Below are 21,713 nucleotides of genomic sequence, written 5' to 3'. Positions count from 1 at the left end.
GGTTCGACGAGACGAGACATGAGCAGCGGAGGCCACCTGATGCAAAGCTTGCGGGACTGGTTCTCGAAACGATCAGGGTGGACAGTGGCCGCCATCTTGGCCATCCTGTGGACCGCGGGAACGTACGGAATCCAGGTGGCCATCCGGCCGGACCGGGCCGGCTGGGTGTGGCTCGCGGGGTCTTTGGCAGGCGGGGTCCTCTATGGGGTCTGCATGGCGCTCGTCGTCCGGAACCTGCAAAAGAAGTACGGGGGCCGGGACACTGCAGCCGCCATCGAGAAAGCGATCAAAAAGGGCCGTTTGCCTGAGGGCGTCCAGCCGGACGTCTGGCTTCCATTGCTGGAGCGCAAGCGGCGTTCGGACCGCTTCCTGACGTGGGCAGGTCCGGTCGAGTTTGGCCTTTTCGCTGCACTCGAGCTGTACCTCGGCATCACGGAACCCGGAGTCTGGTTCTGGTGGCTGGCCGCAGCCGCGTTTGTTTGCTTCGGGATCTGGACGCCATTCTGGGCGCTCCGTCGCAGGCCGAAGATCGATGCCCTGATTGCCAGCCTCACGCAAAAGCATTCGATGCCGCCCCTCTGACCGTCTTACTACGGGAGGACCGCGGATTCGATCTGATCATCTCCTAGCGCACAGACTGGTTAACGAGAACACTCAACGGACCGCCACGGTTGTGACGTAGGAATCTGCGAAAACGAGTAGTGACTACTCAAGACAGCAATCGCCCCCAGTCCTATCGTGTCCGACAGCGTTCATGCCAAAACAGATGGGCGGATTGCCACGACTGGGCCCGGACCGGCGAGGGGCCGCAGCGAAAAACATGCAGGGAGCCTTGCTCAATGGACAACCCACATTCCGAAAACCGGGGTCGGTGCATCGCCTACGCAAACCACCAGGAGAAAGACTGACTCCTTATTGGTCCTGTCCTCCCAGCCTAGGCCGACGGAGCGAGGGCCTTTAGTAGCACAACGCAGGACCCAGCCGACGGGCTGAGATTGGGGCGAACGTGGACGGGCAACAATGGATATGGGTCGTGATGGTCCTTGTCGGAGCCGCACTGGTAGCCGTTGTGATGGTCTTTGGACACCAGCGAAGAAGGCTGGTTGACCGCAAACCTGTGGCCAAACACCGCGAGGGAGAACCTGGGAACCCTCCTGACGGCGTCGACAGCGCGGGTGGAGAGCCGGCAGCCCAGAGTCCGAACCACTGAGACCGCCCGCGACTACCAACCCAGACAAAGAAAAACACCCCGGTCCGAAGACCGGGGTGTTACCGATGACCGACTCATCCATGAAGGATGTCTCGACTCATCACAAAAGTGGAGATGGGGGGAATTGAACCCCCGTCCGATGTCGTGTTGTCAGGGCTTCTCCGGGCGCAGTTCGCGTCGGACTTTCTCGGCCCCAGCTATCGTGCGAACAAGTAGCTGATCCGGGCCCAGTCATCTAAGAGTCCCGTTTGCCTCGATGACGGAGGCAAACAGCAGTGGCTATCTAAATGACGCCAGGATCCGGGGCAATAGCAACCTCGGGCTGACGGACTGTCTTACTGCTTAGGCAGCAAGAGCGAAGTCAGTGCGCTTAGAATTGGCACTTATTGGTTTGCAGACAGCGTTTACGAGATAATTCTGCATCCTCGGCCCGCTTCACCTGTCGCGACTAACATCGTCGAAACCGATCATCCCCGTATTTTGTTATCAATCCCCGCAGAACGACGATCGCCCGAAAGCGACCACGTGTAACCTGCCGGGTTAATCATCATAACGCATCGCAGCACCCGAACATTCCGGGACACGCTTCGCTACCGACGTCCTTGACGACGCAGCTTAGCGGCGGTTGCGTTCGCGCAGTTCACGCAGCGATTCGCGCTTGTCCTGCTGCTCGCGCAAGGTCTGCCGCTTGTCGTAATCCTTCTTGCCTCGCGCCAAGGCGATCTCCACCTTGGCACGTCCGTCCAGGAAGTACAGCTGGAGCGGCACTACCGTCAGGCCCGTCTCGCGGATCTTGCCGGAGATTTTGTTGAGTTCCTCGCGGTGAAGCAACAACTTACGACGACGGCGCGCGGCGTGGTTGGTCCAGCTCCCTTGGTTGTACTCGGGGATGTGGATCCCCTCCATCCACAACTCGTCGTTGTAGAACGTACAGAAGCCATCGACCATCGAGGCGTGGCCTTCACGCAGGGACTTTACTTCGGTTCCCATAAGGGCAATGCCAGCCTCATAGGTATCCAATATGTGGTAGTCATGCCGAGCCTTGCGATTGGTGGCCACTACCTTACGGCCACTTTCCTTGGGCACGGTAGAACTCCTTGGTTGTCGAAGAATCACACTAGTCTACGCCAGTAGAACACTGTCCTGCGGGCTACAGAAGGTTCATCGGGTCAACAGCCTGACCGTTCACCCAGGTTTCAAAGTGCACGTGGCAACCAGTGGAGTTACCCGTGGTACCCGAATATGCGATGAGCTGGCCTTGGCTCACCTGTTGTCCGGAAGAAACCACCACGCTCGTATTGTGGTAGTAGACCGTGGTCAGGGAATCTCCGTTGATGACTCCGTGCGATATTTTGACACGGTTACCGCCGCCGTCGTTGCCCCAACCGGCGGAAAATACGGTGCCGGCAGCCGCTGCGTACACGGGCGTTCCACAAGGGGCACCGAAGTCGATGCCAGTGTGCATGTAGCCGCCCTGGCCGTAGAAATCGATGGTTCCTGGCGGCGTCGCACGCCAACCGAAACCTGAGGTGATCGGAATGTTCGCGGGTACCGGGTGGATGAGGCCGAAGTTGGAGCGCGGGTTGCTCGCCGGCGGGACGTAAGGTTGCGGGGCTGCCTGGCCCTGGGCAGCTGCCGCTGCCGCAGCGGCTGCGGCCAGCCGCTGCTGTTCGGCCAACCAGGCTTCACGGAGCTTGCGGTCCCGCTCGGAAATTTCCGCCGCGACGGCATCCTGGTTCGCCTTCACTTGTTGGAGCTGGGCCTGGATACCTGGTTTGGCCGCCTGAAGCTGGCTGTTCAGGCGGGTGGTATCGGAAATGAGCTTGTCCACCTGCGCCTTCTTGGCGGCGGCGTCATCGCGGGCGGCCTTTTCCCGCTCAAGTGCGGCGTCCGCTTTCGCCTTCAGATCGCGGATTTCCTGTTCGACGGCGGCGAGCCGGGCCTGCGAGTTCACGTTCGTGGCGCTCTGCTGCGTCAACTTCGTCATCGTGGCGTTCTGGCTGCGCATCGCCTGGTTGGCGAGGTCCATGGATTCCGTGAGGTTGCCGCCGTCGTTCGATCCGAACAGCAAAGCAACGTTCGTCGGAACGCCACCGGACTTATAAGCCTGCGCCGCAATCTGGCCGATGAGCTTCTTGGTCTCTGTGATCTTTTGCTTGTCGTTTTCCAACTGCTGGGTGATCTGGGCTTTACTCTGCTGCGCCAGATCAACGCGGGCAGCCAGTGCATCAGCGTCCTTCACTGCACTGGCAACCCTGCCCTGGGCATCGAGCAGTGCCTGTTGCGCTCCCGGAAGTTGGCCTTGGTAGACCACAAGGTCACCGGCAGCCTTGGCGATGTTGGCGTCAACGAATTCCAGCGATTGCTGCACGCGCGCCGATTCAGCGTTGAGGGCGGCTTGCTGGTCGTCGAGGTCGTCCGCGTGTGCCAAGGGGGCGGTTGCAAGGCTCGCAACCAGCGCGATGGCAAGCACCGAACCGGCAACCTTGGCACGGCCACTCACCATGCGCAGCTGCAGGGCAGCCTGGTACTTCCGGGGCATCGGCTGTCCTGTTCGCTCGGGATCAGTGCTTTTCATAGCTACACCTTGAGATATCGACGGAGGGTCAGGAGGGAGGAAATCCCAGCCAGGCCGCCGCCCAACGCTATCAGGACCGGCGCAATCACGAGTACCTGGGTCGAGGAAATAAACGGCGTATTCAGGAACTGTTGCGACAAGTCCCCATTGAGCCAGAATTGGGCCACCAACCACAGCGTTCCGGAAGCCAGGACTGCACCCACGACGGCGGCGATGACGCCTTCGAGGATGAACGGCAGTTGGATGACGGTCTTCGATGCTCCCACGAGGCGCATGATCCCTGTCTCCCGTCGTCTGCTGAACGCGGACAATCTGATGGTCGTGGTGATGAGCAGGACTGCGCAGAAGATCATGACTCCCGCGACCACCATCGCCGCCACGGAGGCACCGTTCATCCACTCGAAGATCCGTTCAAGGACCTGTCGCTGATCGCTCACGGTCTCCACACCGGCCTGGGAGGAGAAGGTCTCGCTGATGATCTGGTACTTCTGGGGATCTTTCATGTTGATCCGGAAGGACGAAGGAAGCTGGTCCTGCGTGACCGAATCAACAATCGGAGAGTTGGAGAACTGTTCCTTGAAGTGCTTGAACGCATCGGCTTGCGATTCGAACTGGTAATCGTTGATGTACTGCTTGACTGCCGGCGAATCGAGCATCTTGACCAGGTTGTCCTGTTGCTCTTTGGTGACCGCACCCGAAGCGCATCCCGTCGACGTCGAGGAGTCGTTGCAGAGGAAGATGGCAACCTGGACTTTGTCGTACCAGTAACCCTTCATCTGGTTGATCTGCATCTGCAGCATGCCGGCCGCGCCGACGAAGGTGAGGGAGACAAAGGTCACCAGGACGACGGATATCACCATGGACAGGTTCCGGCGCAGGCCGCTGCCGATCTCGCCCAGGATAAAAGCGAGCCTCACTGCTGGACCCCCTGTGCGCGGTCGATTTCCGCATCGCTCGCGTCCTTCATCCGCCGGGACTCCCCTACCACCGGAATCATCGAGGTGTAGAGTGCCCTGGCCTCGTCACGGACCACCACTCCGTTCCGGAGCTCCACCACGCGCTTGCGCATCTCGTTCACAATGTCGTCGTCGTGCGTTGCCATGACCACAGTGGTGCCGTTCTGGTTGATCTTGTCGAGCACGCCCATGATGCCCATTGAGGTAATGGGGTCCAGGTTTCCGGTGGGTTCGTCCGCGAGCAGGATGCCGGGGCGGTTGACGACGGCGCGGGCGATGGCCACGCGCTGCTGCTCACCGCCGGACAGCTCATGGGGCATGCGCCGTTCCTTGCCTTCAAGCCCGACAGTCTTCAGCACTTCAGGAACTGTCTCCCGGATGATGCTGCGGCTCTTTCCGATCACCTGCATGGCGAAGGCCACGTTGGCGAAGACATTCTTCTGCGGCAACAAACGGAAGTCCTGGAAAACGACGCCGATTCCGCGGCGAAGCTTGGGGACCCGCCAGCTTGAAATGTTGGCTACGTTTTGGCCGGCGACGTAGACCGAACCGGATGTTGCCCGGTCCTCCTTCAGGATGAGTCGTAGAAACGTCGACTTGCCGGAGCCCGAAGCCCCGACGAGGAAGGTGAATTCTCCACGGTCAATCTCAAGGTTGACAGCATCCAACGCCGGACGGGCATTGGGGTCGTAGACCTTGGTGACATTCTCAAATCGGATCATGACTCTTCAGAACCCCGCCGGACGTGCCACGTTCAGCCAGTCCAACCGCCAGCGCACGGGCTTTCGTTGGGGGAAGTTGAGCGCCGGCTCTTCGACTATACGCACGCTCCGCGATGGAATCGCGGGCTTGCTGCGGTGTGTCGCCCAATCAGGCACCCAGCTAAGGCGGCCTTACGCTTCGGCGTTGCGGTTGCCCGTGCGCCAGCGAATGCCCGCGTCGATGAAGTCGTCGATGTCGCCGTCGAACACTGCTGACGTGTTGCCCACTTCGTGTTCAGTGCGCAGGTCCTTGACCATCTGGTACGGATTGAGCACGTACGAACGCATCTGGTCACCCCAGGATGCCTTCACGTCACCTGCGAATGCCTTCTTTTCGGCGTCTTCCTGCTCCTTTTTCAGGAGCAGGAGCCGTGATTGGAGAACGCGCATTGCTGCTGCGCGGTTCTGCAGCTGGGACTTCTCATTCTGCATGGAGACCACAATCCCCGAGGGAAGGTGGGTCAAACGTACTGCGGAGTCCGTCGTGTTGACGGACTGCCCGCCAGGACCGGAAGACCGGAACACATCGACGCGGATCTCATTGTCCGGAATGTCGATCGAGTCAGTCTGCTCGATGAGCGGGATGACTTCGACGGCGGCAAAGGACGTTTGCCGCCGGCCTTGGTTGTCGAAGGGGCTGATGCGGACAAGCCGGTGCGTCCCGGCTTCGACGCTGAGGGTACCGAACGCGTAGGGCGCTTTGACCTCGAAAGTCGCCGATTTGAGGCCGGCTTCTTCGGCGTAGGAGGTGTCCATGACCGTGGTCGGGTAGCCGTGGCGCTCTGCCCACCTCAGGTACATGCGCATGAGCATCTCGGCGAAGTCCGCAGCATCAACGCCGCCGGCGCCGGCACGAATCGTGACGACGGCTTCGCGTTCGTCGTATTCGCCCGAGAGCAGGGTTACCACTTCAAGTTCCTTGAGGGACTTGCGGATCGATTCGAGTTCCGTGGCGGCTTCGACCATGGAGGCGACGTCGTCCTCGTCCTGGCCGAGCTCGACAAGGACCTCAAGGTCGTCGATTCGGCCCGTCAGCCTGTTCAATCGCTCAAGTTCCGACTGCCGGTGGGACAACTTGGACGTAATCACTTGCGCGGACGCTGGATCGTCCCAGAGGTTCGGTTCACCCGCCCGCTCGCTCAGTTCAGCGATCTCTTCCTTGAGCTTTTCGACATCGGAAACCTGTTCGATGGAGCGGTAAGTGGAGCGAAGCGCGCGGATTTCTGCGGGAAAATCAATCTGAGCCATGGTTGTTCCAGAGTACGCCATCCGTTGGTGGCCTCGGCACGGGACTGGAGGTATGACGCTTGGAACTAGCGGGTCAACCGGGAACGCGCAGTGGAACGGGCTTCGATCGGCACACCGTCCGGAAGGATGAAGTTGACGACAGGCGGGTGGGCGACCGCGCTCAGCACAACCTCTGCCGTGGTGCTGTCCGGGCTTCCGGTACCAGGGGCGACGGCAAGTTGATCGAACCGTGAATGGGCACCGTTTTGGCTGAGGTATGACCGGGTCACGTGGCGCACCCGCTCGCTGTTGAGGACTGCCGACGGGGTTTCGGCACCACCGTCCACCTGGCCAAGGGAATAGCTGTCCGCCGCTGCCACCGAAGCTCCGTCCGCCAGGGAGAGGAGCTTCTTATGCTCGATGTAGATGGCGGAAGCCGCAGCTACGACCGTTGCAAGCAATAACGCGACCACCACATAACCGATGGTCAAGACCATCAATTGGCCGCGTTCCCCCTCCAATCCGCGTGGCCGCAGCGCATCCTCTTGACCGGGAAGATCCCTCACCGGAACCGTCCAACGATTTGCGTTGCCGACGCACTCAGATTCGCCGCGTCCAGGCTCAGCGCCTCTCCAAAAGGCACCATCGGCAACGGAACCGTGAGCTTCACCGTAACCGTGACCGCTGCCCCGGCGGACAGGCAATCGCCGCGGTCACACACGATGTCCACAAACGCCTGCTCCGTGGAGTGTCCATAGTCGGCGAGGGTCAGAAGGGCAGCCTGTTCAGCGGCGACGCGCCCCTGGGAAGCGTCCTTTTGCATGACGTACACCTTGGCGGCCTGGTCCGCTGCCCCCACCACAGCAAAGGAGCCAGCCTGGATTTGTCCAATGGTGACGATGAAATAGACCAAGGGGACCATGAGCAGCAGGGCCAGAAGGATGAACTCGACTACTGCGCTTCCCCGCTCCGCGCCACCCGGTGAACCGCTAGATTCCGGGCCGGCCGGGAATGACGGGCGGACGGCCTCCCGGAAACGGGCAAGTACAGTAAGGCCAAGGTCAGCCGGAAGAAGCAGCATGCCCCCTCACCTCCAGCACCCCTCCGGGACCGATCAACCCGATGACCGGCAACGGTGCCCGGACTGTCACTTCCAAGGTGCGGATTCCTTGGAAACTAGCCTCCGACGTCGAGACGTCCCGGGCGAAGTCCGCGTTCAGCGCCGTTCCGATCAGGTCTGCGGTGCGCTCCCGCGCATCGGCCGGTGTCCGGTCGGCGAGAGTGCCGTAACGGGCTCCGGACGATGCCGCATCAATGAGGGTATTGCGCACGTGCAACACAAGGGCAAGTTGAATGACGGCGAGGAAAAACGCGGTCAACAGGCCGCCGACCAGCACAAAATCCACGACGGCGGAGCCGCGTTCATCGCCGAGACCTGGACTCATGCAACTGCCGTCTCCCGCTCCCCGGCTGCGGAACGGCATGGACTACTTTCCGACCTTGCTCATGGCCTGGTTGAAGAGTCCCTCAAGAGCCGGGCCCGCGAGCGCCAGCAGGCCCGCGACAAGCGCGGCGGACATCAAGGTGATCATGACCCAACCAGGCACGTCGCCCCGCTCGGGATGGTCGTCGTCGGGCATCGGACGTTGGTTTGGTGTTGTTCCTAGTGCTGATGCGGGCGACAGGAGAGTCCACAGCTGCCACAGCAAAAGGCCGGATGCGGGCAGGCCTCTACGTCCGCGCTTATTCATTATTTCCTGTTTCATTTTTCCCCCATTTCGCTGTGCAGGAATCCGTTGTGGATTTCCCTGCGGTTTTTGGTGATGGCATTCGAGCCGGTACTCATGTGATGCATAGGCGTTGCCGGAGGTCATTGTCAGAAGCCAAGTTCCAGCGCGGCCAAGCCGGGAAAGACGGCGAAGATCACGGTGAGCGGCAGCACTCCGAAAACCAACGGCACCATCATCGCGATTTCTTTGCGACCAGCCGTTTCCATCAGCTCCCGTTTGGCTGAGTCGCGGACGTCCGCAGCTTGGGCCCGCAAAACATCGGCCAAGGGAGTACCGCGCTCGACGGCAACGACAATTCCATCCACGAACCGAACTAGCGGGCCGAGGTCGGTTCGGCCCGAAAACCCGTGCAGGGCCTCGACCAAGGGCGTACCGGCCCGGGTGGCGGCAAGTACCAAGGAAAACTCCTTCGCCAACTCGCCGCGGGCCGTCCGGCATACTCGATCGAGAGCGCCGCTGGCGCTCTCCCCCGCTGCCACCGCTAGGGCCATCAGTTCGGCAAGGCTGGGGAATTCCGCCAGCATCCGCCTTACCCTGCGTTTGATCCGCACCCCCAGCATGTGGTCGCGGAAAAGAAATCCACCGAGCGCGGAGAACAGTACCGAGACGACGGCAAGCCCCGGACTGAACCGTCCCCCCGCCGCGCTCATGACCACCCCGACCACCGCCGCGGCAAAGCCCGTCGCCGCCCAAAGCAACTGCTCTGCCCGGAAGTCCAGCGCGGACTTTGCGGAGCCGGCCTTCGCCAGCCGTTTGTTAAGGGAAGTGGTGCCGAGGTTGAACTTCGCCAGATAGCGGAGCGCGTCCCGGAACAGCGGCCGCACAATGCGTTCCAACGGGCCGAACGGTGCGAGGTCCGGGGTCGTCGACAGCAACCGCGATTCAAGGTTCTGGGACCTGAGCTGCGGCTCGATCCGCTCCGCGAACGGAATGGCCCGCATGAATGGCATGCGAACAAAGATGAGCCACAATCCGGCGCCCAGGAGAAGTCCGCAGAACACCGTTGGTGCAGTCAGCGCGCTCATCGAAGCACCCTTTCATCTTCAGGAAGCGCGCCAATGCGCAGCATGACCCAGTAGCAGAGCGCCGAGACCAGCACTCCTCCTCCAAGCACGCTGACCCCGGCCGCGGAGTTGTAAGCGGCAACAGCTTCCGGTCTGCCAGCCAGCAGCATCAGGACGATCCATGGGGCGGCAACCGCGAGGCGCGCTCCGTTGATGGTCCATGATTGTCGTGCCTCAAGCTCACTGCGGGTCCTTGCGCTCTCACGAAGGAACTCAGCGAGAGTTCCCAGAAGCCGGCCAAGATCGGATCCGCCCACGTCCCGGGTCAGCCTGAGCGCCTCAATGATCCGGTCGGCAACGGGGTCGGCCAAGCGCTCCTTTAGTTTGTTCAACGCCGAATCGAAATGGCCGCCGGAACGGTAATCCGCACCAAACTCACGGAAGAGTGCCCGCAGCTCTTCCGGGCCCTTGTCGCCGAGCTGGATAAGCGCCTCCGGCAGCGAAAGTCCCGCGCGGATCGCCGAGCGCAAATGGTCGACCACGTCGGGCCAGAGCTCGCGGAGCACGGCGGTCCGCCGGCGCGCCCGCCATCTCACGACAGCCAGGGGAAGCCACGCACCGAAGAGTCCGAAGCACGCCGCGATCGAAAAGGACGCGGTCACGAGGTAAATCACGAGTGTTGTGAAAAGTCCCAACCCGAGGCACGATGCGATGAATCCCCCGCCGCTCACCTTTTCGATCCCGGCCGTGAGCAACAAAGACTCAAGGCGTTTCGGTTTGGGCTCCTTGATGGCGGGCGGATGTTCCCATGCAGACCACCAGATGAGGAACATCCCCAGTCCACAGAGAACGCCAAGCAGCGGGGCCATCAGTAATGCTCCAGAAGCGCGGCGACGTCGAAACCTGCACGGGAAAACTTCTCTGCGGCCGGCATGGAATTCGACGCGGGTTGAAGTCTGCCGTCTTGAATCGCAAACACATTTGACGACTCAATGATACCGTTCTCCACGCGCCGACCCAGCGAAAGGATCTCCGTGACTTGACGGCGTCCGTCCGGGTGGCGGCTGCAATGGACCACGAGGTCGATGCACGACGCGACGGTCGGAACCACGAACGCGCTCGAGATGTTCCCGCCGGCCAGCAGCGGCAGCGTGCAAATCTTGGTCACGGCGTCATGGGCAGAGTTCGCATGGACGGTGCACATGCCGGGCAGCCCCGAATTCAACGCAATGAGCATGTCCAGGCTTTCCGCTTCCCGGACTTCGCCCACCACGAGGCGATCCGGCCGCATACGCAGAGCCTCCTTGACGAGCCGGCGTAAGGGAATTTCACCTTGACCCTCGAGGTTTGGCTGGCGGCACTGGAGGCCGACGACGTCACGCAACGGAAAGTGGAGTTCAAAGATCTCTTCGACAGTGATGACCCGCTCCCGGGAGCCGATATTGGCTGCCAGGCAGTTGAGCATTGTCGTCTTTCCTGCCTGAGTGGCTCCTGAGACGAGAATGTTCAATCCACTGGCCACCGCGGCTCCCAGGAATCGGGCTGACTCGGGGGTCAATGTCCCCAACTCCACCAGATGCTCGAGCCGCGTTGCCTTGACCACGAATTTGCGGATATTCACGGCCCAATGGCGGCGGGTAACGTCGGGAATGACGACGTGGAGCCTCGAACCGTCGGGGAGGGCTGCGTCAACAAAGGGTGACGAGAGGTCCAACCTCCGCCCGGAACTCTTAAGCATCCGCTCAACGAGGTCGCGAACCTGCTGCTCGCTGAGGCTGATCGAGGTAAGTTCAGATTCGCCATTCCTGGCAACGTAAACCTCGTTGGGCGCGTTGAGCCAGACCTCTTCTATGGTGGGGTCATCCAGAAGCGGCTGGAGCGGCCCGAAGCCGGCAATGGCGTCGAACACGTACTTGCGCGCGCTGTCCAAGTGTCCCAAGGGAGGCAAGGGACCGAGGAGTGCCCGCTCATCGTAGTCATTCACGGCGGCCTCAACGAGCCGGTGCACTTCGACCGCCTGGCTCAAAGGATCCAGTCCACGCCGACGAATCAGCTCGCGGACTTCATCCTCGACGATGCGCAAAGCCTCCATTTTCCCCCCAATGCAGCATGCGCCCAGGCGCTGCGGAAAACTTCCAACAAGGTTAAAAGTAGGGGAGGTTTCAACTCGAGACCAAGTCAAATTCAAGGAGCTGTGGATAATTGTCTTATCTGTAAGTCACACCAGAAACACGTGAATCTCTGGTCACTCCCGACGCCCGAATCCCGTGCAAAGAAGGATCTCATGCCGAAAACACCGCGCGGACACCCCCGCGGTCGCTGGTTCAGCCGGCCTCGATGGGTAACAGGCACGGCGGTCCTGATGCTGCTGACCGCGATTGTCGCGCCTGCGCAGGCAGAAGAAGGTTCAACCGGTCCCCTTCCTGGACCATCAACGGCGACAGCCTCGCCCCCTCAGCCCACGCCGGCCGCCCAGTCCATGGCACGGCTGAAGGGACACCGTCATTCGAAGGTATGCGGGGAAGCACCCCCGGGCTACGCATCGTGCCATGCGGAGATCGACGATGACATCGCTGGTCCCTTGGCCGTCGGACAACTGGTGCCCGCTGGATACGGACCAGCAGACCTGCAGTCCGCCTATAAGCTGCCTTCCCTCACGGCAGGCGCCGGCAGAACCGTAGCGGTAGTCGATCCGTACGATGCCCCGACTGCCGAGGCTGATTTGGCTGTCTACCGGACGAAGTATGGGCAGGCTCCGTGCTCCTCAACCACGGGGTGCTTCCGGAAAGTGGACCAGGGAGGCGGAAACTCCTTTCCGCTCGCCGACGCAGGGTGGGCACAGGAAGCGTCGCTCGATGTGCAAATGGTCTCGGCCTCATGCCCGAACTGCAACATCCTGTTCGTCGAAGCCGCATCCAATTCCCTCACGGATCTGGGCACCGCAGTCAATACCGCGGTCAGTCTAGGCGCAAGTGCGGTATCGATGAGCTTCGGCGGCCCTGAGGTCGGCGGGATCACCCGTTTCGACAGCGCGTACTTCAATCACCCCGGGATCCCACTCGTAGCGAGCTCGGGCGACAACGGCTATGCGAACGCCACCGCGCCGCCCACCGTGAACTACCCGGCGTCTTCCCCCAACGTCGTCGCGGCCGGCGGCACCACCCTGACGCTCGACACAAGCAAAGTCCGGGGCTGGACCGAACGCGCTTGGGGGGCCACCGGATCCGGCGCAGCCGGGCCGGGCAGCGGCTGCTCCGCCTACGAGCCCAAGCCCGCGTGGCAGCACGACACGGGATGTCCCAACCGCGCCGTCGCCGACGTCGCCTCAGTCGCCGACCCGAGCACCGGCGTCGCCGTCTACGACAGCACCCCCAGCAACGGGATGAGCGGGTGGATGGTCTTTGGCGGCACCAGCGCGGCCGCCCCCGTCATCGCAGCCACGTACGCCCTCGCCGGCCCTGTCCCCGCGGGCACCTCCCCTGCCCAGCTTGCCTACAGCTCCCCCTGGGCGCTGAATGATGTTGCGAACGGTGCGAACGGCACGTGCAGCATCCCTTATCTATGCACCGCCGGCTACGGATACGACGGGCCCACCGGTCTCGGCACCGCGCAAGGTCTGACGGCATTCACCGCTTCGACACCGCCTTCGTTCACCGACATCCCCGGAAGCTACCCCTTCTACACGGAAGTGACCTGGATGGCCTACAACGCCATCACCACGGGCTATCCCGACCATACCTTCCAACCTGTGCAACCCGTCACCCGCGAGGCCATGGCCGCGTTCATCTACCGTCTGAGGGGAAGCCCCACCTATGTGCCCCCGGCGATCTCTCCGTTCAGGGACATTGGACCCCTTTCACCGTTCTACAAAGAAATCACTTGGCTGGCCACCACCGGCATCACCACCGGATACTCCGACGGCACTTATCGCCCCTCGGACCCGGTCAATCGAGACGCCATGGCCGCATTCCTCTACCGCCTTGCTGGTAAACCCGCATACAACCAGCCGGGGGTCTCACCGTTCACCGATCTCACCCCACTGAGCCCGTTCTACAAAGAAATCACTTGGCTGGCCTCCACCGGCATCACGACCGGATATGCCGACGGCACCTTCCACCCCTCGGATCCCGTCAACCGTGACGCCATGGCTGCGTTCATGTACCGCTACAACGCCCGAATCGGACGTTGAGGACCGCAGTCAGGCATAGCCGAATGCCAGTCCAGTCGCCGTGAACCGTCTAGCTTTGAGTACCCCGCGTTCAAGTGGAAACGGAGTCGCGCCCAAGTTGGCGTCGTCGTTGGATAACTGTTCAACCACCAGTCACACCAGCAACACATAAAACTCTGGTCACTCCTGCCCCCGAATGCTATGGTGTCCCGGTTAGGAGCTGGCCTTATGGTGCACTGCAGAAGCGTTACTTGCTGGAGCTGCAGTCGCAAGCTATCACCATGTGCCGTCAATTGAGCGGCACCTTGCCGGAATTGAAAATGAATAAAACCAAAGCCGAAACGGCCCGCCGTTCACCCTTGGCCCGCGCAGGCGCGGCGCTATCCTTGGTGCTGCTGATGACCGTCGCTGCCCCCGCACAGTCCGGTGCCTCAGAGCTGGCGCCGACAGCCCCATCACCGTCGTCTTCGGCTACGACATCAGCGGTCAAACCAAGCACTCCTAATCCGGCAACGCCGTCGGTCCCCGCGCCAACCCCTTCTCCGGCGCCAAGCGTTCAAGGCTCTGCTCCCGCAGTTCCCTCGCCGCAGGCCCCTGATGCGATCAATATGCCCGGCGGGAACCCGATGACCGCCGACGCGATGAAGGCCGCAATGCGAAAGGCGATCCCGTCCGGCGGGGCCGAGATGGGTCAACGCTCTCCTCGTGTCATGGCAAACAAGCAGGAAGAGTCGTTGCATGTGGTGGCCGGCTCACGGGCAGTAGCCGGTTCAATTCCGCTAGCCATTTCCCAGGCGACCGACCCGGGCCATTGGAGTCCGCCGTACGGGATCGCCGGCCAGGACGTTAGCGCGTACCAAGGCAACGTTGACTGGGCGGCGCAGTGGAACCAAGGTTCGCGCTTCGCTTACGTCAAGGCGTCTGAGGGAAACTACTACGTCAATGGGAATTTCTCCCAGCAATACGATGGTTCACGCAGCGTCGGGATGATCCGGGGCGCTTACCACTTTGCGATTCCCAACTGGTCATCCGGCGCAGACCAAGCCAGGTACTTTGTGGCCAACGGTGGAGGATGGTCCGGCGACGGATACACCCTGCCTCCCGTGCTTGACATTGAATACAACCCGTACGAGGGCCAGACCATCAACGGTTTCTACTTCGGTAACACCTGTTATGGAATGTCTGCAGGCCAAATGGCCTCGTGGATTTCCGACTTTGGAAATACCGTCAAGTCGCTCATCGGACGATACCCCGTTATTTACAGCACCACCGACTGGTGGGCCACCTGCACAGGAAACTCAGGCGGTTTCGCCAACTATCCGCTGTGGATCGCCTCCTATCCTTCAAGCCCCAGCAGCTCGCCGGGGACGCTTCCAGCCAGTTGGAATCAGTTCAGCTTCTGGCAATACAGCAGCACAGGGCCGTTCTCGGGCGACTCAAACATTTGGAACGGGGACTTCGCCTCACTCTCGACTTTCGCGGGGAACTCCGTCCCGCAGGCGGCGTCCGACCAGATTAGCGCGTATCGCAACGGCCACCCTGCCCTGGGGAACCAGACGACGGCGATCACCTGTGGTCTCGTCAACGGCGGCTGCTTCCAGGGATTCCAGGGCGGAACGATCATGTGGTCGCCGGCAAGCGGAGCATTCCCAATCACTGCCGGCCCCATCGCTGATGCCTGGCGCAGTACCGGGCTGGAGAGCGGCCGCGCAGGGTACCCCACGAGCGAGCTCATTTGTGGGCTCAAGAACGGCGGCTGCTTCCAGAACTTCCAGGGCGGGAGTTTCATGTGGTCACCAGCCACAGGTGCTGCGCTGGTCCAACCAGGAGCAATTCGCGACTATTGGGCGTCGAAAGGTTTTGAAAGCGGGGCGCTCGGTTATCCGACCAGTTCCCTGACGTGCGGGCTGAAGAATGGAGGATGTTTCCAGACGTTCCAGGCCGGATCCGTTCTATCGAGCCCATCCACTCCACCGGTACTCGTCAAATCCGGACCCATGCTGGATGCCTGGGGAGGAACCGGGTTCGAGAACGGGGTGCTCGGATATCCGGCAGCCGAAGCGAGCTGTGACGCTTCCTCGTGCGTGCAGAAATTCCAGGGAGGTGTGGTCGCCTGGACATCAACCTCCGGCGCGTGGCCGATCATCCTGGGAATCGCGGACACGTGGAACACCGCGCGTGCTCAGTCGGTGCCAATCGGATTCCCGTTGGCCAAGGAAGTCTGCGGACTCCGCGCCAGCGGGTGCTATCAGTTGTTCCAAGGCGGGGTAATAATGTTTTCCCCGAATACCGGCGCCTTCACTCTCACCGGACGCCTCTTGGATTATTGGCAAAAGTCCGGTTTCGAGAACGGATCCCTCGGATATCCGACCTCGTCCGCGAATTGCGGACTCACAGACTCCGGATGCATCCAGTCCTTCGAAAAGGGCTCGGTAGTCTACTCGAATTCAACTCCTGTCCAAGCTGTGGGTGCCGGCGCAATGCTGGACGCGTGGAAGCTCTCAGGCATGGAGACAGGTTCACTCGGTTATCCGGTCTCCGCGCAAATCTGCGGCCTTAAGGATGGCGGCTGCTTCCAGATGTTTGCCAAGGGCGCTTTGATGTACTCGCCGGCTACCGGTGCGCAGCCAAGCATCAACGGTCCGATCCGCGACCTGTGGCAACAAGGAGGCTTCGAGAGCGGGCGTCTCGGTTACCCGGCCTCCAGCGTCCTCTGTGGTCTCCGGAACAGTGGCTGCTTCCAGAATTACCAAGGCGGCACCATCATGGTGTCTGGCGCGACAAGTGCCAACGCTCTCATGATGGGTCCGATTCGAGACGCCTGGGTCAAGTCAGGCTTCGAAGGAGGGACCCTCGGGTACCCCACGAGCGCGCAGATCTGTGGACTCCGCAACGGGGGCTGCTTCCAGAACTTTGAAAAGGGCACCGTCATGTGGTCCCAGGCCACGGGCGCCCAGCCTATGACCTCGGACCCGATCCGTGCACGGTGGGGGCAGTCAGGCTTCGAATCAGGGAGCCTGGGATATCCGACGAGCGCCACGATTTGCGGCCTGCGCAATGGCGGTTGCTTCGAAAACTTCGAGAACGGGACCATCATGTGGTCCCCGACGAGCGGTGCACAAGCCATGGTGCCGGGACCGATCCAACAAGCTTGGGCCGGTCAGGGCTTTGAAGGCGGGCGCGCTGGTTATCCGACGACGAGTCAGACCTGCAGCCCAGATGGGACGAGCTGCACCCAGTCGTTCCAAGGCGCAACAATTACGTGGAGCTCTGCAAGCGGGGTCAAGATTCTAGCCCCGTAGCTGCAGCAATTGCCCGAAGGCGGGGACCCATCGCTGGGTCCCCGCCTTCGGCGTTGCTGGAGGGTTTTTCGCTATTGACGTGAGCCGACGTCGTTGACAGGACCAATGCGAGGCCGGTCCGCGGCCATTGCGGAACAGATCGCTGGCGCAAATCCGGTAACGTATGGAACTATGCAGCGACTCCTCGTAACCGGCGGCGCCGGCTTCATCGGCTCAAATTTCGTCCACTTTGTCATAGCTAACACGGACCACCATGTCACGGTGCTGGACAAGCTCACCTATGCCGGGAACCTGGAGTCGATCAAGCACCTACCGAGCGAGCGGCTCACGTTCGTCCAGGGGGACATTGCGGACCCTTCCGTCGTCGAGCCCCTCGTGGCCGCGGCCGACGTCGTGGTCCACTACGCCGCGGAGTCGCACAATGACAACTCGCTGCATGACCCGCGTCCCTTCCTGGACACCAATATCATCGGCACGTACACGCTGATCGAAGCCGCCCGGAAGCACGACAAGCGCTTCCACCACATCTCCACCGACGAGGTTTACGGCGATCTTGAGCTCGATGACCCGGAACGGTTCACCGAGAACACTCCCTACAATCCCTCCAGCCCCTACTCCTCGACGAAGGCCGGTTCAGACCTGCTGGTGCGGGCATGGGTGCGCTCCTTCGGGTTGCAGGCCACCATCAGCAACTGCTCAAACAACTACGGCCCGTACCAACACGTGGAAAAGTTCATCCCACGCCAGATCACCAATGTGATCGACGGGATACGCCCGAAGCTCTATGGCAAGGGCGAGAACGTCCGCGACTGGATCCACGCTAACGACCACTCTTCCGCCGTTCTGGCAATCATCGAGAAGGGCAGGATCGGGGAAACCTATCTCATCGGCGCGGACGGAGAGAAGAACAACAAGGATGTCGTGGAGCTCATCCTGGCGCACATGGGCCAGGACAACGACGCCTACGACCACGTGGTGGACCGCCCAGGCCACGACCTCCGTTACGCGATCGACTCCACGAAACTGCGCACCGAGCTGGACTGGAAGCCCGAGTTCTCCAACTTCGAGGCCGGTATCGAAGACACCATCAAGTGGTACCGCGACAACGAAGCATGGTGGCGTCCCCAGAAGGCCGAAACCGAGGCCAAGTACAAGGAACAGGGCCAATAGACGATGTCGATTGAGTTTTCCAAGCAGCTGAGTGCCCGCGAAACGCCTATTCCCGGCGTCGTTCTGTACGAACTTCCCGTCCACGGCGACAACCGCGGTTGGTTCAAGGAGAACTGGCAGCGCGAGAAGATGGTGGCCCTCGGGCTTCCGGACTTCAAGCCGGTACAGAACAACATCTCTTTCAACGAGAAAGCCGGCACCACGCGCGGCATCCACGCCGAACCTTGGGACAAATTCATCTCCGTGGCCACTGGCAGGATCTTCGGCGCCTGGGTGGACTTGCGCGAAGGTCCGTCGTTCGGTGCGGTATTCACCGCCGAGCTGGATCCGAGCCAGGCAATTTTCATCCCCAGGGGTGTGGGCAACGCCTTCCAGACCCTGGAAGACAACACCGCGTACACCTACCTGGTCAACGACCACTGGAGCGCCGATGCGCAAGGCCAGTACACCTTCCTGAACCTGGCTGACGAGACAGCGGCGATCGACTGGCCCATTCCGCTCGAGCGGGCCGAGCTCTCGGACAAAGACAAAGCACATCCGCGACTCGCGGATGTGCGGCCGATGGGCCCGAAGAAGACGCTGGTTCTGGGTGCCAACGGCCAGCTGGGCAAAGCCCTTCGGGAACTGTACGACGGCGATGCATCCGTTGAGTTCGCCGGCCGCGCTGAGTTCGACCTCAACTCCGAGGATGCGATTGCGCAAAAGAACTGGAAGAACTACTCCACTGTCATCAACGCGGCCGCTTACACCGCCGTCGACGCCGCGGAAACCCCTGAAGGCCGCCAGGCCGCCTGGGAGTCGAACGTCACTGCCGTCGCTCGTCTGGCCCGGACCGCCGTCGAGCACGACCTGACGCTGGTGCATGTCTCCTCCGACTATGTGTTCGACGGCGCTGCTGACACCCACGGCGAAGACGAACCGGTCTCGCCGCTGGGCGTATACGGGCAGACGAAGGCCGCCGGCGACGCCGTTGTCAGCGTCGTTCCCAGGCACTACATCGTGCGCACGAGCTGGGTCATTGGCGAGGGGAACAATTTCGTCCGCACCATGGCCTCCCTCGCTGCACGCGGAATTGAACCTTCCGTCGTCAACGACCAGATCGGACGCTTGACCTTCACCGAGGATATCGCCGCGGGAATCAAGCACTTGCTGGACTCCAAGGCCAGCTACGGCACGTACAACCTCAGCAACGCCGGTGAGCCGCAGTCGTGGGCGGACATCGCCGCCGACGTCTACGAGCTCAGCGGTGCGGCACGGGATTCCGTTACGGGCGTCACCACCGAAGAGTACTTCCACGGCAAAGCAGCCGCTCCCCGCCCGCTCAAAAGTGTCCTCGACCTGAGCAAGATCCGGGCAGCGGGATTCGAGCCTGGCTCGTCTGACGATCGGCTAACGTCGTACGTCCGGAACAGGTTGGTCTAGCCGTGGCCGGTGTTCGCCGCAACGATGTTCTGGTCATCATGCCAGCGTGGAATGAGTCCGAGGCCATTGGCAGCACGATCCGCGAGGTCTTCGCTTTCGGGCCGCCGTGCGACGTCTTGGTTGTCGACGACGGCTCGCGCGACAACACTGCCGCGGTGGCACAGGCCGCCGGCGCCACGGTTCTGCAACTCCCCTTCAATATGGGCGTCGGTGGAGCTATGCGCACTGGTTTCAAATACGCCAAGTCGCACGGTTACGCCCAGGTGATACAGGTCGATGCTGATGGCCAGCACGACCCCCGGGATATCAAGGTCGTCTTGGAGGGGCTCCGGGAGGCGGACATCGCAATCGGTGCCCGGTTCGCCGATAAAGGGACCTACTCGGTCAGCGGTCCACGCAAATGGGCCATGATCGTCTTGGCCTGGACCTTGTCAAAGGTTGCCGGAACGAAGCTTACTGACGTGACCTCCGGCTTCCGCGCCGCCAATGCCAAGGCTATCCGGCAGTACGTCGACCACTACCCCGCTGAATACCTTGGCGACACCATCGATTCGCTGGTCGTGGCCATCCGCTCGGGATGCACTGTACGCCAAGTTGGTGTTTCGATGCGTGAACGCCAAGGCGGAGAACCAAGCCACGACGCCGTGAAGGCGGCACTCTACCTTGGACGTTCGGGGCTTGCCCTGATCTTTGCGCTGACCCGCAAGAAATCCATTCCTTCAACCAACTAGGACATCCACATGGCACTCCTCATGGGCGCGATCGTCGTGGTGGCGATCCTTATTTACGTGTTTGAGATGCTGCGGCGCCAAAAACTGCGGGAGAAGTACGCCGTCCTCTGGATCATCGTCGGTATCGGAACGCTGGTACTTTCGGCATTCCCGCAATTGCTGTCAGGGGCAAGCAAGCTGTTGGGCATCCAGATCCCGGCGAATCTGCTCTTCATCATGACGCTGATTCTGCTCGTCGGTGTTTGCCTTCACTTGTCCCGTGAACAATCCACAGCTGAAGACGAAGTACGGATCCTGGCCGAGGAACTCGCAATTTTGCGGGCAGAATTCAAGGCGATCCAGGCTAAGCAGACCGCTTCTGGAACCCCGGAGACACTCGACAACAAGGTTGAAACTCCCCCGGACTCCCAGAACATTTGATGGAAACAGAAGAGGGCGCCTCCTGGGAGGCGCCCTCTTCTGTTTCCATCGTCCGCTAGCCGACGATGTGCTTGGCCAGCCGGGGAAGGGAGTCGAACTTTCCCTTACCGACTGACTTCAGGATCAGTGTGGCTGCATTCAGTCGAGATGTTGTGTGGAAGCTCGCCGCGCGGGCAGCCTTCTTCCAACCGAGAGCCGCGAAACGCTCAGCCTGGCTCTCGAAAAAGTGACGCTCTTCATCAAAGCGCCGGCCGTCGAGTGCACGGACCGAAGAATCCGAAGCCGAATGGCGCCTGTAAAGGAACGCGAGTACTGGATCGATGATCATGGAGCCATGCTCTGCTGCGATGTCGAGCAGGAGCGCGAGGTCCTGGACAACGTCCAGGCCCTCGGTGAAGCCGATGCGTGTGACTGTCTCCGACTTCCAGGCCAGGGAAGGGAAATAGGCCCAATCGGCACGGACCAGGCTCGTGGCCATGGCCTCGCCCTTGAGCTCGATCCGCTCGCTCGTTTTCGGTGCGTACACTTTCTTCACTGCGTCAACGAGAGGTGTGCATGCGATGCCCTTCTCGTCTATGACCTGTACTCCAGGCTGAACGACGTCGGCCTTCGGGTACTCCTCGAAAGCGCTCACAACGACGCCGAGGTAGTTCGGCAACATGATGTCGTCGGCACCCATGATCACGACGTAAGGGGCCTCGACGAGTCCCAGGGCCTTACGGTAGTTTCCGTTGGCGCCGAGGTTTTCGTCGTTGCGCATATAGGTGACCCTGGAGTCGGTGATCTCCGAGAACCAGCGCTGGGGTTCCGGGTCCGGGTAGCCATCGTCGATAACGATCAACCTCCAGTCCTGGTATTGCTGGTTCAAGACACTCTGGGCCGCCAGTTTCATCTGGTCGACGTCCCCGTAGTAGGGCAACATAACGTCAACGGTCATGGACCTGTTGTTCCTTCCGGTGGGTTCAGCCAGTTTC

The 21,713-nt window shown here is 61.4% G+C and carries 21 protein-coding genes and 1 other RNA gene; 7 read left to right on the top strand and 15 right to left on the bottom strand.

Translation table 11 applies throughout. The features are described 5' to 3' along the window. Positions 1-84: 84 nt before the first annotated feature. A complete protein-coding gene (locus tag ACSBOX_RS07085; RefSeq protein ID WP_442545407.1) occupies positions 85-582 on the top strand; it encodes a hypothetical protein in 498 nt (165 codons plus the stop codon). Between the two features lie 734 nt (positions 583-1,316). Here ACSBOX_RS07085 and ssrA read toward each other — a convergent pair. The 13 genes from ssrA to ACSBOX_RS07020 all read right to left on the bottom strand — a co-directional run bounded on the left by ssrA (position 1,317) and on the right by ACSBOX_RS07020 (position 11,618). Continuing rightward, positions 1,317-1,685: a transfer-messenger RNA gene (gene ssrA, locus ACSBOX_RS07080) on the bottom strand. 140 nt (positions 1,686-1,825) lie between these two features. Then, positions 1,826-2,296 (bottom strand): SsrA-binding protein SmpB, encoded by a 471-nt coding sequence (smpB, locus tag ACSBOX_RS07075; protein WP_028264808.1) that lies wholly within the window; start codon positions 2,294-2,296, stop codon positions 1,826-1,828. A gap of 64 nt (positions 2,297-2,360) precedes the next feature. Continuing rightward, positions 2,361-3,788: a peptidoglycan DD-metalloendopeptidase family protein gene (locus tag ACSBOX_RS07070; protein WP_442545406.1), complete on the bottom strand. Its 1,428-nt coding sequence runs from the start codon at positions 3,786-3,788 to the stop codon at positions 2,361-2,363. A gap of 2 nt (positions 3,789-3,790) precedes the next feature. Beyond that, positions 3,791-4,705 carry a permease-like cell division protein FtsX gene (gene ftsX / locus ACSBOX_RS07065; protein ID WP_442545405.1) on the bottom strand — a complete coding sequence of 305 codons (915 nt, stop codon included), beginning with the start codon at positions 4,703-4,705 and terminating at the stop codon, positions 3,791-3,793. Beyond that, a complete protein-coding gene (ftsE, locus tag ACSBOX_RS07060; RefSeq protein ID WP_059387583.1) occupies positions 4,702-5,466 on the bottom strand; it encodes a cell division ATP-binding protein FtsE in 765 nt (254 codons plus the stop codon). The genes ftsX and ftsE overlap by 4 nt, the downstream gene beginning before the upstream one ends. Positions 5,467-5,637: 171 nt before the next feature. Continuing rightward, on the bottom strand, positions 5,638-6,753 hold the full coding sequence (prfB, locus tag ACSBOX_RS07055; RefSeq protein WP_442545404.1) for a peptide chain release factor 2: 1,116 nt from the start codon (positions 6,751-6,753) through the stop codon (positions 5,638-5,640). A gap of 65 nt (positions 6,754-6,818) precedes the next feature. After that, positions 6,819-7,298, bottom strand: a complete 480-nt coding sequence (locus ACSBOX_RS07050; protein ID WP_442545403.1) for a pilus assembly protein TadG-related protein — start codon at positions 7,296-7,298, stop codon at positions 6,819-6,821. Next, positions 7,295-7,813: a hypothetical protein gene (locus ACSBOX_RS07045; protein WP_442545402.1), complete on the bottom strand. Its 519-nt coding sequence runs from the start codon at positions 7,811-7,813 to the stop codon at positions 7,295-7,297. The genes ACSBOX_RS07050 and ACSBOX_RS07045 overlap by 4 nt, the downstream gene beginning before the upstream one ends. Further along, positions 7,794-8,177, bottom strand: a complete 384-nt coding sequence (locus ACSBOX_RS07040; RefSeq protein WP_442545401.1) for a TadE family protein — start codon at positions 8,175-8,177, stop codon at positions 7,794-7,796. The genes ACSBOX_RS07045 and ACSBOX_RS07040 overlap by 20 nt, the downstream gene beginning before the upstream one ends. A gap of 42 nt (positions 8,178-8,219) precedes the next feature. Then, positions 8,220-8,372: a hypothetical protein gene (locus ACSBOX_RS07035; protein ID WP_416028337.1), complete on the bottom strand. Its 153-nt coding sequence runs from the start codon at positions 8,370-8,372 to the stop codon at positions 8,220-8,222. A 236-nt stretch (positions 8,373-8,608) separates the two neighbouring features. After that, on the bottom strand, positions 8,609-9,547 hold the full coding sequence (locus tag ACSBOX_RS07030; RefSeq protein ID WP_442545400.1) for a type II secretion system F family protein: 939 nt from the start codon (positions 9,545-9,547) through the stop codon (positions 8,609-8,611). Continuing rightward, on the bottom strand, positions 9,544-10,395 hold the full coding sequence (locus tag ACSBOX_RS07025) for a type II secretion system F family protein (protein ID WP_442545399.1): 852 nt from the start codon (positions 10,393-10,395) through the stop codon (positions 9,544-9,546). Before ACSBOX_RS07025 ends, ACSBOX_RS07030 begins: the two co-directional genes overlap by 4 nt. Next, positions 10,395-11,618, bottom strand: coding sequence for a CpaF family protein (locus ACSBOX_RS07020; protein ID WP_442545398.1), 1,224 nt, complete (start codon positions 11,616-11,618; stop codon positions 10,395-10,397). The genes ACSBOX_RS07025 and ACSBOX_RS07020 overlap by 1 nt, the downstream gene beginning before the upstream one ends. Before the next feature lie 192 nt (positions 11,619-11,810). Between ACSBOX_RS07020 and ACSBOX_RS07015 the strand changes: the two genes are divergently transcribed. Next, complete coding sequence (locus ACSBOX_RS07015; protein WP_442545397.1) at positions 11,811-13,715, top strand: S-layer homology domain-containing protein; 1,905 nt, start codon at positions 11,811-11,813, stop codon at positions 13,713-13,715. 268 nt (positions 13,716-13,983) lie between these two features. On the opposite strand, the gene ACSBOX_RS07010 is transcribed toward ACSBOX_RS07015, so the two are convergent. Continuing rightward, the gene (locus tag ACSBOX_RS07010) at positions 13,984-14,184 is read right to left on the bottom strand and encodes a hypothetical protein (protein ID WP_442545396.1); all 201 of its coding nucleotides are present in this window, start codon (positions 14,182-14,184) and stop codon (positions 13,984-13,986) included. 220 nt (positions 14,185-14,404) lie between these two features. Here ACSBOX_RS07010 and ACSBOX_RS07005 point away from each other — a divergent pair, with 220 nt between their 5' ends. The 5 genes from ACSBOX_RS07005 (at position 14,405) to ACSBOX_RS06985 (ending at position 20,739) form a co-directional block, all read left to right on the top strand. Then, positions 14,405-16,996: a GH25 family lysozyme gene (locus tag ACSBOX_RS07005; protein ID WP_442545395.1), complete on the top strand. Its 2,592-nt coding sequence runs from the start codon at positions 14,405-14,407 to the stop codon at positions 16,994-16,996. 171 nt (positions 16,997-17,167) lie between these two features. Beyond that, entirely contained in the window at positions 17,168-18,166 is a 999-nt protein-coding gene (rfbB, locus tag ACSBOX_RS07000; RefSeq protein WP_078108409.1) for a dTDP-glucose 4,6-dehydratase, read from the top strand. A 3-nt stretch (positions 18,167-18,169) separates the two neighbouring features. After that, positions 18,170-19,588, top strand: coding sequence for a sugar nucleotide-binding protein (locus tag ACSBOX_RS06995; protein ID WP_442545394.1), 1,419 nt, complete (start codon positions 18,170-18,172; stop codon positions 19,586-19,588). Between the two features lie 38 nt (positions 19,589-19,626). Then, on the top strand, positions 19,627-20,319 hold the full coding sequence (locus ACSBOX_RS06990; RefSeq protein WP_442545393.1) for a glycosyltransferase family 2 protein: 693 nt from the start codon (positions 19,627-19,629) through the stop codon (positions 20,317-20,319). Positions 20,320-20,328: 9 nt separating this feature from the next. Then, positions 20,329-20,739 (top strand): DUF2304 domain-containing protein, encoded by a 411-nt coding sequence (locus ACSBOX_RS06985; protein ID WP_442545392.1) that lies wholly within the window; start codon positions 20,329-20,331, stop codon positions 20,737-20,739. A 55-nt stretch (positions 20,740-20,794) separates the two neighbouring features. Here ACSBOX_RS06985 and ACSBOX_RS06980 read toward each other — a convergent pair whose 3' ends face one another. Next, positions 20,795-21,676 carry a glycosyltransferase family 2 protein gene (locus ACSBOX_RS06980; RefSeq protein WP_442545391.1) on the bottom strand — a complete coding sequence of 294 codons (882 nt, stop codon included), beginning with the start codon at positions 21,674-21,676 and terminating at the stop codon, positions 20,795-20,797. Between the last annotated feature and the right edge of the window lie 37 nt (positions 21,677-21,713).

This window comes from Arthrobacter sp. KN11-1C (genome assembly GCF_052180225.1).
GTDB lineage: Bacteria > Actinomycetota > Actinomycetes > Actinomycetales > Micrococcaceae > Arthrobacter.
This window is presented reverse-complemented; position numbering and strand designations above follow the sequence as displayed.

Excerpts from the sequence above, each read along its gene's own strand:
- ACSBOX_RS07070 (WP_442545406.1), bottom strand. The coding sequence starts at position 3,788 with ATGAAAAGCACTGATCCCGAGCGAACAGGACAGCCGATGCCCCGGAAG.
- ftsE (WP_059387583.1), bottom strand. The coding sequence starts at position 5,466 with ATGATCCGATTTGAGAATGTCACCAAGGTCTACGACCCCAATGCCCGT.
- prfB (WP_442545404.1), bottom strand. The coding sequence starts at position 6,753 with ATGGCTCAGATTGATTTTCCCGCAGAAATCCGCGCGCTTCGCTCCACT.
- ACSBOX_RS07045 (WP_442545402.1), bottom strand. The coding sequence starts at position 7,813 with ATGCTGCTTCTTCCGGCTGACCTTGGCCTTACTGTACTTGCCCGTTTC.
- ACSBOX_RS07040 (WP_442545401.1), bottom strand. The coding sequence starts at position 8,177 with ATGAGTCCAGGTCTCGGCGATGAACGCGGCTCCGCCGTCGTGGATTTT.
- ACSBOX_RS07035 (WP_416028337.1), bottom strand. The coding sequence starts at position 8,372 with ATGCCCGACGACGACCATCCCGAGCGGGGCGACGTGCCTGGTTGGGTC.
- ACSBOX_RS07030 (WP_442545400.1), bottom strand. The coding sequence starts at position 9,547 with ATGAGCGCGCTGACTGCACCAACGGTGTTCTGCGGACTTCTCCTGGGC.
- ACSBOX_RS07025 (WP_442545399.1), bottom strand. The coding sequence starts at position 10,395 with ATGGCCCCGCTGCTTGGCGTTCTCTGTGGACTGGGGATGTTCCTCATC.
- ACSBOX_RS07020 (WP_442545398.1), bottom strand. The coding sequence starts at position 11,618 with ATGGAGGCTTTGCGCATCGTCGAGGATGAAGTCCGCGAGCTGATTCGT.
- ACSBOX_RS07015 (WP_442545397.1), top strand. The coding sequence starts at position 11,811 with ATGCCGAAAACACCGCGCGGACACCCCCGCGGTCGCTGGTTCAGCCGG.
- ACSBOX_RS07005 (WP_442545395.1), top strand. The coding sequence starts at position 14,405 with ATGGCAAACAAGCAGGAAGAGTCGTTGCATGTGGTGGCCGGCTCACGG.
- rfbB (WP_078108409.1), top strand. The coding sequence starts at position 17,168 with ATGCAGCGACTCCTCGTAACCGGCGGCGCCGGCTTCATCGGCTCAAAT.
- ACSBOX_RS06995 (WP_442545394.1), top strand. The coding sequence starts at position 18,170 with ATGTCGATTGAGTTTTCCAAGCAGCTGAGTGCCCGCGAAACGCCTATT.
- ACSBOX_RS06990 (WP_442545393.1), top strand. The coding sequence starts at position 19,627 with ATGCCAGCGTGGAATGAGTCCGAGGCCATTGGCAGCACGATCCGCGAG.
- ACSBOX_RS06985 (WP_442545392.1), top strand. The coding sequence starts at position 20,329 with ATGGCACTCCTCATGGGCGCGATCGTCGTGGTGGCGATCCTTATTTAC.
- ACSBOX_RS06980 (WP_442545391.1), bottom strand. The coding sequence starts at position 21,676 with ATGACCGTTGACGTTATGTTGCCCTACTACGGGGACGTCGACCAGATG.